This is a genomic window from Paenibacillus glacialis, from assembly GCF_001637205.1.
In the GTDB taxonomy this organism is placed as follows: domain Bacteria; phylum Bacillota; class Bacilli; order Paenibacillales; family Paenibacillaceae; genus Paenibacillus_AQ; species Paenibacillus_AQ glacialis.
On the sequence record NZ_LVJH01000007.1, the window covers coordinates 235,175 to 250,907 of the forward strand.

Here is a 15,733-nt window from a genome sequence, read left to right on the forward strand (position 1 = left end):
TAGAAGGTCAGTGAATAAGGGAGAGATTAAGGCATGTCCAAGAAAAGTGTGATTCGTGATGTGTTTCAGCATGTTGGGGAAACAGTGACCATTGGAAGCTGGATCAACAACAAACGCTCAAGCGGGAAAATTCAATTCTTACAATTACGTGATGGTAGTGGATATATTCAAGGTGTTGTCGTAAAGAGTGAGGTATCAGAAGAAGTATGGGACGCGGCTAAGAGTCTGACGCAAGAAAGCTCACTGTATGTAACAGGTATCATTCGTGAAGAACCACGTAGCGCTTCAGGTTATGAAATGACGGTTACAGGTATTGAAGTGATTCATATCACTGAGAACTATCCCATTACTCCGAAGGAGCATGGTGTAGATTTCTTAATGGATCATCGTCACTTATGGCTACGTTCTAACAAACAACGTGCGATTCTTGTGATCCGTGCTGAAATCATTCGTTCGGTTCGTGCATTTTTTGATAATAATGGATTTACATTGGTTGATCCACCGATCCTTACTCCGACATCTGCGGAAGGAACAACGAATCTGTTCCACACGAAATATTTCGATGAAGATGCTTACTTAACACAAAGTGGCCAGTTATACATGGAAGCTGCAGCGATGGCATTAGGTAAAGTATATTCCTTCGGACCGACTTTCCGTGCTGAGAAATCCAAAACACGTCGTCACTTGATTGAATTCTGGATGATTGAGCCAGAGATGGCTTTTACAGATCATGAAGAAAGTTTACGTGTACAAGAGAACTTTATCAGTTATGTTGTACAATCAGTTCTTAAGAATTGTCGTGCTGAACTGGAAGCAGTAGGTCGTGATATTTCGAAGTTGGAACAAATTCAAGCACCATTCCCACGTATAACTTACGATGATGCGATTGAATTTCTACATGGACAAGGCTTCGAGATTCCTTGGGGTGATGATTTCGGTGCACCTCATGAGACAGCGATTGCTGAGAGTTATGACAAACCTGTATTTATCACTCACTACCCAGCAGGTATCAAATCGTTCTATATGAAGCCAGATCCAACTCGGCCAGAAGTTGTGCTATGCGCTGATATGATCGCACCAGAAGGATATGGTGAGATTATCGGAGGGTCTCAACGTATTGATGACCAAGCATTACTAGAAGAACGATTCAAAGAACACAACTTGTCATTAGAGACATACCAGTGGTATATGGATTTACGTAAATATGGTTCAGTGCCGCATTCAGGATTCGGTCTCGGTCTAGAGCGTACTGTGGCATGGATTTGTGGACTTGATCATGTACGTGAGACGATTGCATTCCCACGCACGTTGTATCGTCTTTATCCTTAAGTTAAGAGGTGAAGCTTATGGATAATGCTAGTTGGAGAATATGGGCAGATGGAGCTTCATCGGGAATGGGAGCGGGAGTAGCTGTCATACCGTATGCTTTGTTTCGTTACTACCACAGATTGAAGCTGAGTGACAATGAGTTGTTATTGTTAATGCATCTGATATCTTTCAAGCAGGTAGAGCATAAAGAGTTCCCAACGTTAGAAGATATGCAGGAACTTGCAGGAGGAACAACAGCATCCATATCTCTCACTTTACAGAAGCTTATGAAGGATGGATTTCTCAGTATTGATGAAGAGTACGATGAAGAAAGTGGTATTCAATACGAACGTTATAACGTCTCAGGATTATTTGACAAACTAAGTATATGTATGGCGAATGATGCTAAGAATAAGGCTAAATTAGCTACTATTCAACGTGAAAACACCATATCAGATGCAGGTGAACCTGAGGCTGAACGTAATATGTTTACCATTTTTGAGAAGGAATTTGGACGTCCGCTGTCACCGATGGAATGTGAGACGATATCGGGTTGGCTAGATCAAGACCAATACCAAGACGAACTCATTCTAATGGCTTTGAAAGAAGCTGTATTTGCTGGAAAGGTCCATTTCCGTTATATCGACCGTATTTTACTGGAATGGAGCCGCAATCGCGTCAAGAATGTAAATGATGCAAAGGCGTACACGCAGAAGTTCCGTAGTAACGGTAGAAATTAATAAGATGGATTGAGAATATTAAGATGAGAACCGATAAAAAGCTAAACAGCTTTTGCGGTTCTCATCTTTTTTGTATCTATTTGGATTACACTCTGTTCTTCTCCATCCATGTAACAGTCCAATCGACTAATGGTCTTTGTTTCATAAATCGAACATCAGCATATCCTACTCTATGAATCTTGTAATTGTTTACTGTTTCATACTCGTTGCCTAACCTAATGAAATCTTCATCATCGACTGCTTGGGTAGTATAAGTCACCCACTGTCGCTTTCCGTCTACCAGTATTGCGCTGCTTTCATTTGTAAATCTTTTTGTAGCAATGTTCGCTCTTGTCTCCGCCAAATGGAGTGATGTGTTCTTATCATAACCGACACCTATCAAGAGGACGTATCCATCTAAGGTATACAATTTATCCACAGGAGAGTTGTTACCGAAAATATTACTTAAATCATGTTCAGATGTTATATATTCTGCATGTTTACCTACCGCAGCTATCGACCTTGCCGGGTGATCAGATCGGTATGCTCCCGGCCATTTTCTAAACATTTCAGCGACGATCCCCATACTATTGGTAGGTGTAATCTCTTTATCATAAGCGGGCCAATGTTCACGAATGATAGGCCACCATTCTACGGGTTCCTCCCAATGTACGCCAGTGGATGGATCGAGATTCTTCCATGTCTGAGTAGGCATCATTAATGTTCCTTCTTCGCCTACGATTTCAAGAAGGGCCCTGATCAACGTTTCGGCACCACCTACAACAAATCCCAGACTTTTAAATGATGTATGTACAAATATCGTCTGCCCTTTTGCTAATCCACATGTAATAAATTGTTTGATTAAATCCTCTTTGGTTAAGATGACTCTTGCTTCATGTAGTTCTGACATTGTTTAACCTCCATATTCAATTAAAAATACAAAACAAAAACAACCCATCGTAGTTACGGGGTTGTCTCTGGAATCTCCAGAAAAGCATAGCCCTTATGTTGTTGTAAATGGAATGTTTTTAATATTGTAGCAGTTATGACCATAGGCTACAATGGTGATTTAGTTGATAAAAATAAAAGGATATGGATAGATGTAGAATTATAGTAATCGTAAGTGTATTGATCAAATTGCTTGATTTTTCCGTAAGCACGGTTATTAACAAGGATATCATTCTTATCCGCAAGTTTTCGCCAATGGGTCCATCGTTTAGTGCCTGCCTGTTGACTGTGAGCAAGTGCTCAGGGGAGTCTCATAAGGCACATCGCTAGCTTAAATGGAAAAACTTGAATGATCCACAAGACGAAGGCCGCAAGTAACTGCATTGCTAACATCAGAGTGATAACTTTTCAATTCGTTCAAAGTAGAGTTAGAGGAAAAAATTACAATTATGAGGTCGCCTCTTTCAAATCGAGTGTATGTGCAATCAATGGTATAGAAAGGGCGACCTTTTTTTAAATTGTAGTTTCCTTATTTTGGTTAATAAACTGGCGTGATAAATAACACCAAGTTTATTTTGTAATACTAATTATAAAATATTCGAGGTTGCCCCTTTAAGATGGCAGCCTGTTTGTGGTTTCTAATTTATTATTTAACGTTTTGGATTTATTTGGGAGCCAAATATATTATCATAAATTTGCGAATTTGGTATTGTTTATTCATTAAAGTAATTATATTGTATTTTAACAATATTATTCTTGTATTTCCATATATTACTATGATAAACTCCAACTGAAAATATATATAAATTGCATGTAGAGAGAATGATTATGATGATAATTTTGGAGGAGAGATATGTATACTAATCAATTTCAAACTTTAGTAGAGGTCATACAAGACAGAAGTAAAATGACTGACCGTGGTATTCTTTTTATTGATGCTGATAAAATAGAAACTTTTATATCGTATAGTCAGTTATTCAATGAAGCACGAGGATATTTAGGTTATTTACAAGAAATGGGAATCAAGCCGAGGCAAGAAGTTATTTTTCAGATCCAAGAGAACAAACTGTTTCTAGTAGCATTCTGGGCTTGTTTACTTGGTGGGATGATACCCGTACCTGTAAGTGTTGGTGAAGATGATGAACATAAGCTGAAGGTAAGCCGTATTTGGAATTTACTTAAGGACCCATTTATGATTGCGTCCGAAAAGGCATTGAATAAAATCAAAAAGTTCGCTTTAGAACATGAATTACTAGATTTTCATGATCAATTAGGAGCTACATCGGATATTATACAAAATAAAATATATGATTTCGAATCTGCTAGATGTTATAAACCTAAGGCAGAAGAGTTGGCATTTATTCAATTCTCTTCAGGATCAACAGGTGATCCCAAAGGTGTTATGCTCACGCATCGTAACTTAATTTACAATACATGTGCTGCTATAAATGGTACTCAAATTACTTCAAGTGATTCTTTCCTTTCCTGGATGCCACTTACCCATGACATGGGGTTAATTGGATTTCACCTCGTGCCGATGGTAGCAGGTATTCATCAGTACTTAATTCCTACCGAATTGTTTATTCGGAAACCTATTCTTTGGATGCAAAAGGTAAATGAACATAAAGCAAGCATTCTATCCTCTCCTAACTTTGGTTATAAGTATTTCTTGAACTTCTTTCGTGAAGAGAAAGCTATGGGTTGGGATTTGTCTTGTGTCAGAGTCATTTATAATGGTGCCGAACCCATATTACCCGAAGTATGCCATGAGTTTTCAAACGTATTGTCACCATATCATTTAAAGAACACGGCAATGTTTACTGTATATGGATTAGCAGAAGCCTCTGTTGCAGTTGCTTTTCCAAATATAGATGAAGAATTGACTTCTGTATATATACACCGAGATCACCTGAATTTCGGCGAGCAAGTAGTTGAATTAGAAAAAGACGCTGAGCATGTGGCATCGTTTGTTGCAGTTGGTAAGGCTATTGATTATTGCCAGCTAAGAATCTGTGATCATGTAAATACTATTGTCCCAGATTATGTTATTGGAAACATTCAAATCAAAGGGGATAACGTTACCCAAGGTTATTATAATAATCCACAAGCAACAGAGAAATTGTTAACTCCAGATGGTTGGGTGAATACAGGGGACCTAGGTTTTATAATGAATGGTAATCTTATCGTAACAGGACGGGAAAAGGACATTATTTTCATCAATGGTAAAAATGTATACCCTCATGACATTGAACGTGTAGCGATTCAATTGGATGGTATCGAATTAGGAAGAGTTGCAGCTTGCGGTGTTTATGATTCTAATAGTCAAAGCGAAGAAATTGTCGTGTTTGTGGTCTATAAAAAATCAATCGAACAATTTCTACCCCTCATAAAAGAAATTAAAAAACACTTATATATACACGGAGGGTGGAGTGTCAAAGACATACTACCCATTAAAAAATTACCAAAAACAACGAGTGGGAAAATACAGCGCTATCAGTTAGTCAAGCAATTTGAAGCAGGAAAGTTCTTAACAGAGTCCTCATTCATTAATGAATGGATCATAAATGATAAAACAAAAGAAACAGCTCCTATATCTGTTCATGTGTTAGAAACGGAATTAATTTCACTATTTTCTGAAGTGTTAGTAGGGAAGAAGATTGTTATTGGGGATAGTTATTTTGATATGGGTGCAACCTCATTACAACTTGCTCAAATTGCTGAACGTATTGAACAACAATATGGAGAAGAACTTGCTATCACCGACCTCTTTACATATCCGACTATACCTGAATTAGCAAGATATCTTGCTAAAAGTTATGACGAACCTACTCAAGTAAACAAAAGCATGGAGGATAATCCATCCTCAAAAGATATTGCCATTATTGGTATGTCTCTAAATGTACCGGGAGCCTCAAATACGAATGAATTTTGGAGTATATTGGAGAATGGTAAGCATTGTATTCATGATTATCCTGACAATCGGGTAAAAGACGCAGCGGATTATTTACAATCCATTAGAAGTGAAATCAATGAAAGCCAATTTATTAAGGGTGGTTATTTAGATCAAATTGATCAATTTGATTATTCCTTTTTTGGTGTAACTCCGAAAACAGCACAATTTATGGACCCGAATCAAAGAATGTTCTTGCAAACGGCATGGCACACCATTGAAGATGCAGGCTACGCGGGTGAAGAAATAAATGGAAGAAATGTAGGCGTGTATGTAGGTTACTCCAAGGTGGGATATGATTATGAGCGCCTCGTCACGGCAAGTTATCCTGAGGAACTAAAAAATTATTTAATTGGAAATTTGCCCTCTGTACTGGCGAGTAGAATCGCTTATTCAATGAATTTAAAAGGCCCGGCTATTACGATTGATACGGCTTGTTCTTCATCTCTTGTTGCTGTTCATATGGCATGTAAAGGATTGCTCGTTGGAGATTGTGAAATGGCATTAGCTGGGGGAATTAGAACGGCATTGTTACCTATAAGTATTGGATTAGATATGGAATCTCCAGATGCGTTAACAAGGACTTTTAGCGAAGATTCTAGCGGTACAGGATTTGGTGAGGGTGTAGGAGCTATACTCTTGAAGCCATTACAGCAAGCCATTAACGATGGGGACCACATTTATGGTGTGATTAAAGGAAGTGCGATTAATCAAGATGGTAAGACGGTGGGAATTACTGCACCTAATCCTGAGTCACAGACGAATGTAATTGAACAGGCGTGGAAAGAAGCGGGAATTTCTCCAGATATGCTTAGTTTTATCGAAGCACATGGAACAGGGACAAAGATAGGTGACCCCGTTGAGTTTAATGGCCTGCGTAAAGCTTTTGAGAAATATACGGATAGGAAACAATTTTGTTCTATTGGATCTGTAAAAACAAACATTGGGCATTTATTTGAAGCAGCGGGTATAGCTGGATTAATAAAATCGATCCTCATGTTTCAAAACAATAAAATTCCGCCATTGGTCCATTTCGATAAACCTAATCCATTGGTTAAATTTGAGGCTTCACCCTTTTATGTTAATCAAGAATTGATGGATTTTGCTGAGGAAGACAAGCCTTTAAGATGCGGAGTTAGCTCTTTTGGTTTTAGTGGTACCAATGCGCATGTTGTACTAGAAGAATTTATACCTTTGGCAACAGAAAATATCATTACTGGCTCTAAGCCTAGTCTTAATCTATTTGTTCTATCTGCTACTAATGAACGGGCACTTGATGAGCTAGTTAAAAGCTATCAGCAATATATAATCGATCACAGCGAAGTTTCAATTCAACAAATTTGTTATACAGCGAGTATAGGAAGAGCTAATTTAGATTATCGTTTGGCAATCGTTATAAGCAGTACACACGAACTAAGTGAAAAATTAAAACGAATCGGACTAGGAGAACGTAACCTTTCAGATGTTTTTTATGGTTATGGAAAAAAAGAGAAAAGGTTCATTTCCGATCATCTGTATACAGAGGCAACTATAGAATCCTTAAATCAATTAGGCGAGTTATTTACACAAGGGGCAGTTATGGATTGGGAGAAATTATATGGTCATGAAGTCATTCAGAAAATTCCATTGCCGTTATACCCATTTGAACAGAAGAGGTGTTGGATTGAAGTTAAACATCCAATACCAACGGGAAACATTTCAGAGAGGGATGAGGTTCATATGGAGATGGCTACAAATGATATTGAATTAAAGATTAAAACAAGTATTAGTCATGCTTCTGGAATTAAGCTGAATGATCTAGAGGTTCATGCTCATTTTCTCCAAATGGGTTTAGATTCCATTATTCTCGTGCAAATCAAGAAAGAAATTTTAGATATGTTTGGTCTAGATATCCCAATGGAAATGTTTTTTGAAACCCTAACTAACATTCATTATTTAGTTAAATATGTTTCTGAGAATGTAACTTATAAACATAATGAGGAATATACAGAAAATGATGCCATAGTGAATAACACTGTGCAATCTTCTGCAAATGCTTCGGAACAAAATGTTGTTTCCACAAATGTTTCAGAACAAATTGTTATTTCTGCCATTCAATTGATGGAATCGCAATTAAAAAGTTTGAATTTACTAATAGGTGACTCCATAAATACGGTTCAATCACCTCATTTGGAAGTTAGAAATAATGAAATCAATGAAATTAAAAAAATAAAAGAAATCAAAGAAGTTAGCGAATCTAAAGGAATCAAACCATTTATACCTTATCAATCCTTAAAAATTCATGAAGACAGTGGATTCTCACATCGTCAAAAGCAGTATGTCGAACAATTTATGACGAAGTATACTGCAAAAACAAAAGGTTCTAAGTTAAGAACAGATCAGACTCGGTTTGCTCATGCCAATAATCGTAATGTATCTGGATTTCGTTCTTATTGGAAAGAAATAGTTTATCCGATTGTCTCCATAAATGCGGATGGTTCAAAGATGTGGGATATAGACGGGAATGAGTATTTGGATCTGACCATGGGATTTGGTGTGAATCTATTCGGTCATAATCCATCTTTTATTAGGAATGTAATGCTAGATAGTATTCAAAGCAATTTACCTCCTTTAGGCCCAATGTCAGACTTAGCAGGAGAAGTCGCTGACACCATTTGTGATATGACAGGTGTAGAGCGTGTTGCATTTTATAATTCAGGTACAGAGGCAGTCATGGTAGCACTCCGGTTAGCAAGAGCAGTAACGGGGCGTTCTAAAATTGTATTGTTCTCAGGGTCATACCACGGTACCCATGACGGTGTGCTGGGTGTAGCGAATCCTGAAGATGCTTTAGCTTCTGCGCTTTCTATGGCCCCTGGTATTGCAAAAAGCTCTTTGGATGATTTAATTATTCTTAATTATAACAATCCAGAATCACTAGATATCATTCAAAGCCTCGGTGATGAATTGGCAGCTGTACTTGTGGAACCGGTGCAAAGTCGAAGACCTGATGTGCAACCAAGACAATTTCTACAGGAACTAAGAGAGATTACAGCTCGATATGGAATTGCACTTATTTTTGATGAGGTCATCACTGGATTTAGAATCGCGTTAGGTGGGGCGCAACAATGGTTTGGCGTTCAAGCAGATCTGATTACTTATGGAAAAGTTGTAGGTGGAGGGATGCCTATCGGCATCGTCGCAGGTAAAGCGGAATTCATGAATGCGGTTGATGGGGGAACTTGGAATTTTGGTGATCAGTCTTATCCGGTAGCTGCGGATAAGAAAACATTTGTTGGTGGAACATTTTGTACACACCCCCTTACGATGAGAGTAGTGCTAACGGTGCTGCGTTATCTCCAATCAGAAGGAGACAAATTATATGAAGATTTAAATGAAAAAACAAATTATCTTGTAAAAGAGTTAAATGAGTTTTTTAAAAAGTCTGATGTACCTATATATATGGTAAACTACGGATCGCTTTTTAGATTTATCTCATTCGGGGATATGGAGTTGTTTTTTTACCATTTAATTTATAAAGGTTTATATATTTGGGAAGGGCGTAACTGTTTTATATCCACGGTGCATACGTTGGATGACATGAATAACATCATTAAGATTGTGAAAGAAACCATCTATGAACTTCGCGAGGTTGGATTTATACCTGGAGATTCACCTATTCCAGAATATCAACTTTCTTTAGAGCAAAAACATCTTTTACTGACTTCACTGCATGGGGAAGAGGCTAATGCTTCATTGAATCAAAGTATTATTTTGAAAATGACAGGGAATGTAAATGCTCAAATATTGAATCAGGCAGTGAATCATATTGCACATCGTCATGAGGCTTTGAGAACGATAATTCATGTAGATCGTGAAACACAACAAGTTAGACCCGTAATGGATTTTCAGTGTGCATATATTGATTTTTCAGATGATGTGAATGAGAATCAAGAACTACAAATTTCCAACTGGTTATCTAATGATGCGAGTAAAGCATTTGACTTACAGTCAGATGAACCTCTATTTAGAATCAGTTTACTTAAACGAGCAACGAACCAATATCTTATGGTGCTTTCATTTCATCATATTATTGCAGATGGTTGGTCAATCGCTGTATTCATTCAAGAGTTAGAAAAAACATATTCTGCTCTTATTCGTGGGGGTTCAATTGCATTACCAGAAGCCACTCCATTTCGTGATTATTTAGAATGGCAACAGGTTGAACAGGGTAAAGATACATTTACACAAGGGATTCAGTTTTGGAAAGAGCAGTTTTCCTTACCATTTCCAAAACTAAACTTACCAACCGTGCAATCTGGTGATGTTCACAAGGGATATTCAGGAGAAAGATATTCCTTGAAGTTGGATCATCAATTAACAGAGTCACTCCGAACATTAAGTATAAATAATAAGAGTAGTTTGTTTGTAACTATGTTTGCTGCGTTTCATTTATATTTGCACAAACTAACAGGTCAGTCTCAACTTGTGATTGGTGTTCCTACGGCGGGTCAGTCCCACATGAATAAAAACGTGCTCATTGGTAATTGTGTCAACATTCTACCTGTTCATTATACCGTGCAAATGGAACAATCCATTGTAGACCATATCATTCATATCAAAGAAACATTAGCTAGCGTGATGAAACATCAGGGTGTGCCGTTGTCTAGCGTTTCAGAACAACTTCCTAACATGCCTATACCGGATACTCGCATTTTATTTAATATGGATAGAACCATTCATAACCTTCATTTTGAGAACATGGAGACCGAAATTTTATCGTATCCCATTAAACATGTGGCTTATGACTTATTTCTTAATATTACGGATGTTAGCCACGAATTGTGTCTGGATTTTGATTATAATACCGATGTCATTGAGCATGAGATGATGAAATTGTGGTCAGAAGGTTTTGTGGGTCTGTTGCAAAATATGGTGGGTCATCCATGGGTTGAGATTTCGTCTTTAACGTTATTTTCGCATGAACGACAAGAGCGTTTAAATCAAATGTATAACCGTTTTGTTCATGAGCGTGAACTTAACTCCAATCATTTAACCGTGTTTGAACATCCAGTAAATGATACGGAGAGAACGTTGGCACTTATTTGGGAGGACATACTTACGGTAGAGAGAGTAGGCAAAAATGACCATTTCTTTGATCTAGGGGGGAACTCACTCAAAGCGACGGTTATGCTTTCAAAAGTGCATGAGCAGTTACATCATAAAATTTCAATTGTACAATTCTTTAAGAATCAACATCTTAAGGACCTTGCTAGTGTGATTATGGGTGAGAAGGAGGAAGCTTTTATACCTATAGAGGTATTGGAAGTAAAGGAATTCTATGAAACCTCCCCTGCACAACAACGGATATATTTCATGGATCAATTCGAGCAGAATAGCATTTTTCAAAACATGTGCGGGCACATCACGGTTACAGGGAATAGTGATGAACATAAATTGATTTCATCATTGAACAAAATGATACAACGTCATGAAGCATTTCGAACATCCTTTCAGCTTGTAGATGGAGAACTTTATCAAAAGATTGCCCCATCCGTTGATTTCGAAGTGAAAAAGTCTCAAATGAGTGCTTGTCAATTTGATCAATATGTTAATGAGTTTGCACAACCATTTGATTTGTCAAAGGCTCCATTAATTCGTGCGGAATTCATTCGAGTAGATCAGGATCATGTAGAAATACTTATCGAGATGCATCATATTATATCGGATGGCTATTCCGTTAGTATTCTCGCGAATGAACTCATGGATGATTATGATGGAAAACTTATTCCAGAAGTTGAAGTTGAATACAAAGATTTTGTAGCTTGGCAGAATAATTTCTTGGCAGGAGAGTCTTTTAACCAACAAGAAAAATATTGGCTGGATCAATTTAAAGGGGAGATTCCAAACCTTAATTTGCCTACTGATTTTGTTCGAACACCTTATGTAACATCAAGAGGATCAAGACTCTCATTCTTTTTAGATGATCAATTGAAGCTGGCTTTGGATAAGCTTGCAAAACAAACAGGAACAACGTTATTTATGGTTTTATTGGCAGCTTATAATGTTTTACTTCATAAGTATTCGGGTCAAGAAGATATTATTGTAGGTACCCCTACTTTAGGTAGAAATCATCCAGATGTAGAAAAAATGATAGGTGTTTTTATTCAGACCGTAGCGATTAGATCGCAACCGATTGCGAATAAACCTTTTCGAATGTATCTCGAAGAGATTAAAAAACAATCCCTTTATGCATTGGATAACCAAGATTATCTTTTTGATAGACTAATAGACAAGTTAAATACACATCGAGATACAACAGGGACAGCGCTCTTCAATACGATGTATAGCTTTTTAAATACAGATTTAAATCAAAGACAAGAGGATGCTTGTCAGTTTAAGGTTAAAGAATTAAATGTTGGAGTATCGTTGTATGATTTAATGCTAATCGTGGAAGATGATAACCAGTGTTTGGAAATGCACTTTAATTATAAGACGGAATTATTTACACGAGACACAATCGACACGATGCAAATGCATTTTATCAACATACTCAGAAACATTGTGATCGAACAAGATGTTGTATTGTCAGACATTCAAATGTTATCTCAAAGTGAACAAAACCAACTATTAAAAGAATTTAACGACACAAAGATAGAGTATTCACGGGATAAGACGATTCAGGAACTGTTCGAAGAACAGGTGAAGGAAACACCCGACCAATTGGCGGTTTCATTTGAAGATCAAGAATTGACCTACCGACAGCTGAATGAACGAGCGAATCAGTTAGCGCGAACACTAAGAGACGAAGGCGTACATGCAGATTCATTGGTAGGGATTATGACAGAGCGTTCAATAGAGATGATCATTGGCATCTTTGGGGTCTTAAAGGCAGGCGGGGCATACGTGCCGATTGATCCGGACTCTCCAGCAGAGCGTATCCAGTATATCTTGCATGATGCAGGAGCAAAGTTTTTAGTCACGCAAGGGCATCTTAAACAGGCTGTATCTTTTACTGGCAAATATATTGATTTAAATGATGAACAAGCCTATACAGATGACATTTCGAACTTGGAGTTAACGGTAGGTTCCAATTCGTTAGCTTATGTTATTTATACTTCAGGTACAACCGGAAAGCCCAAAGGGGTCATGATTGAACACCGTCAGGTACATCATTTAATTACAGGATTGTATACCCAAGTTATTGATGATCAGAATAAAAAATTGAACGTTTCTTTATTAGCACCTTATTATTTCGATGCATCTGTTAAGCAAATTTTTGGTGCATTACTGTTAGGCCACTCTTTGTTTATCGCAAACCAAGAAACGATATTAGATGGACAAGCTCTATTAAATTACTATCGAGACAATCAAATTGATTTAACCGACGGTACACCTGCGCACTTGAAATTACTTTTGAAATCGAACGATTTTCAAGGCATATCGTTACAATACATGCTGATTGGAGGAGAGGCGCTTTCTCAACAAAGTGTGGTTGAATTAACATCATTATTTTCGATAAACCAAATCTCGCCACCAACCATTATAAATGTGTATGGTCCAACAGAATGTTGTGTGGATGCCGCTACGTTTAAAGTTGTGCCAGAGCTTGTATCAGGGAATAGTCGAGCATACGTCCCGATTGGCAGGACATTAGGCAATAACCGTCTGTATGTTGTGAACAAATATGAACAATTACAACCTGTGGGAGTAGCGGGAGAATTGTGTATTGGTGGCGACGGCGTAGGTAGAGGTTACTTAAATCTATCGGACCTCACAGCAGAGAAATTTGTAAGTGATCCGTTTGTGCAGGGCGAAAAAATGTACAAAACAGGGGATTTAGTGAAATGGCTTCCAGATGGAAATATTGCGTATTTGGGACGAATGGATCACCAAGTAAAAGTTCGCGGATATCGAATAGAACTAGGAGAAGTAGAAGCAGCGCTGTTAAATATAGATTCTGTAAAAGAGGTCATCGTCACTGTACACGAGGATGATCATGGGGATAAATCGTTATGTGCATACTTCATAGCAGATGACATGCTAACGGTTAAAGAGTTGAAAGAAAAAGTATCCAATGAATTACCGAGCTACATGGTACCAGCCTATTTCATACAAATGGATCAAATGCCACTAACACCTAATGGAAAAGTTGATCGCAGATTGTTTCCTGCTCCAGAAGAAAATATACAAACGGGAAGAGATTATGTAGAACCTCGTACATCAGTGGAAGAACAATTGTTATCTGTATGGCAAGACGTGCTTGGTGTAAATGAAATCAGTATCAAAGATCCTTTCTTTGATGTCGGAGGCAACTCTTTACGAGCGACAAAGCTCGTATCAAAGATAAATGAAAAAATGAATGTCAGTGTATCTGTCAGAAATGTATTTGAATTACTCACGATCGAACAGATGGCCCAGTTCATTGATCATACGGAGGAGCGGAATGTATTTGTCTCCATCCCCAAAGCTGTGGAGAAAGAATACTACCCTATTTCTTCAGCACAAATGAGAATGTACATTATGAGTATAAAGGCCGGTAAAGAACTTATCTATAATATGTCAGGTGTATTCATGATCCAAGGATCATTGGATCGAATGAGATTAGAAGAATCATTTCAACAATTAATTCGTCGTCATGAGTCTCTTCGAACGGCATTTAAAGTAATACACGGAGAACCTAAACAACAGATCCATCCTGAAGTGAATTTTGGAATTGAATATGTAGAACTAACGGAAGAAGATGCAGAGGATCAAATTCAACAATTTGTTCGTGTATTTGATCTTAGTCAAGCACCTCTTCTAAGAGTTGGAATCATTGAACTTGAGCCTGAGCGTCATGTATTGCTTGTAGATTTGCACCATATTATTTCAGATGGATTATCCGTAAATATTCTAATGACTGAAATTAGTGAGTTATATAATGGAGCAAAACTCTCACCTCTTCGGATTCAATACAAGGATTATGCAGAATGGCAGCAGATTCAAATTCAAAGTGATCGGATGAAAGAACAGGAAAAGTATTGGCTCCATGTTTTTAGTGAAGGAATCCCCTTATTGGATATGCCAACAGATTATGAGAGACCTGTATCCTTAAGTTATGAAGGAGATTTATTCGAATTTGTGATTGAGGAACAAATGATTGAAGGTTTAAGAACGATGGAGGGTTTGACAGGAACGACGCTGTACATGATTCTATTAGCAGCCTATACCATTCTTTTATCTAAATACAGTGGGCAAGAAGATATTATAGTTGGAGCACCCATTGCAGGAAGAACACATGCAGAGTTAGAACCGATTATTGGTATGTTTGTGAATACACTTGCTTTAAGAAATTATCCTTCAGGAGAAAAAACGTTTACTGAGTACTTACTTGAGGTCAAAGAAAACATGTTAAATGCCTATGAAAATCAAGATTATCCATTTGAAGAATTAATCAAGAAAGTAGATATAACAAAAGATGTACGGCGTAATCCGTTATTTGACACGATGTTTGTGTTACAAAATACAGATGTAACGGAAATTCAAATGGATGCTGTAACATGTAAACCTTATGTTCAGAATAACAAGATATCTAAATTTGATTTAACATTATATGCAGAAGTTTTTGACTATAAACTAGAAGCGGCTTTTGAATTTAGCACAACATTATTTGAGAAAACAACGATTGAAGCGATGTCCAAAAATTTATTGTTGATCTTAACATCTGTTCTTCAAAATCCACACATCGAAATCAACAAGATTAAATTGGTTGAAGAATTAATAAATAGTGAACCCTTAGTAGATTTAATTGAAGTAGATTTCTAATTATTAAAAATCGGAGGTGCTA

General features: G+C 37.4%; 4 protein-coding genes. 3 read left to right on the forward strand and 1 reads right to left on the reverse strand.

Going from position 1 to position 15,733, the window contains the following annotated elements; translation table 11 throughout:
• The first annotated feature begins 33 nt into the window (after nucleotides 1-33).
• Both asnS and PGLA_RS06575 read left to right on the forward strand, forming a co-directional pair.
• Complete coding sequence (gene asnS, locus PGLA_RS06570) at nucleotides 34-1,329, forward strand: asparagine--tRNA ligase (protein ID WP_068530538.1); 1,296 nt, start codon at nucleotides 34-36, stop codon at nucleotides 1,327-1,329.
• Between the two features lie 17 nt (nucleotides 1,330-1,346).
• Nucleotides 1,347-2,048 carry a DnaD domain-containing protein gene (locus tag PGLA_RS06575; protein WP_068530540.1) on the forward strand — a complete coding sequence of 234 codons (702 nt, stop codon included), beginning with the start codon at nucleotides 1,347-1,349 and terminating at the stop codon, nucleotides 2,046-2,048.
• Nucleotides 2,049-2,133: 85 nt separating this feature from the next.
• Here the strand turns inward: PGLA_RS06575 and PGLA_RS06580 are convergent, their stop codons facing one another.
• Nucleotides 2,134-2,937, reverse strand: a complete 804-nt coding sequence (locus PGLA_RS06580) for an AAC(3) family N-acetyltransferase (RefSeq protein WP_068530543.1) — start codon at nucleotides 2,935-2,937, stop codon at nucleotides 2,134-2,136.
• 891 nt (nucleotides 2,938-3,828) lie between these two features.
• Here PGLA_RS06580 and PGLA_RS06585 point away from each other — a divergent pair.
• On the forward strand, nucleotides 3,829-15,711 hold the full coding sequence (locus PGLA_RS06585; protein ID WP_068530546.1) for a non-ribosomal peptide synthetase: 11,883 nt from the start codon (nucleotides 3,829-3,831) through the stop codon (nucleotides 15,709-15,711).
• Nucleotides 15,712-15,733 lie beyond the last annotated feature (22 nt).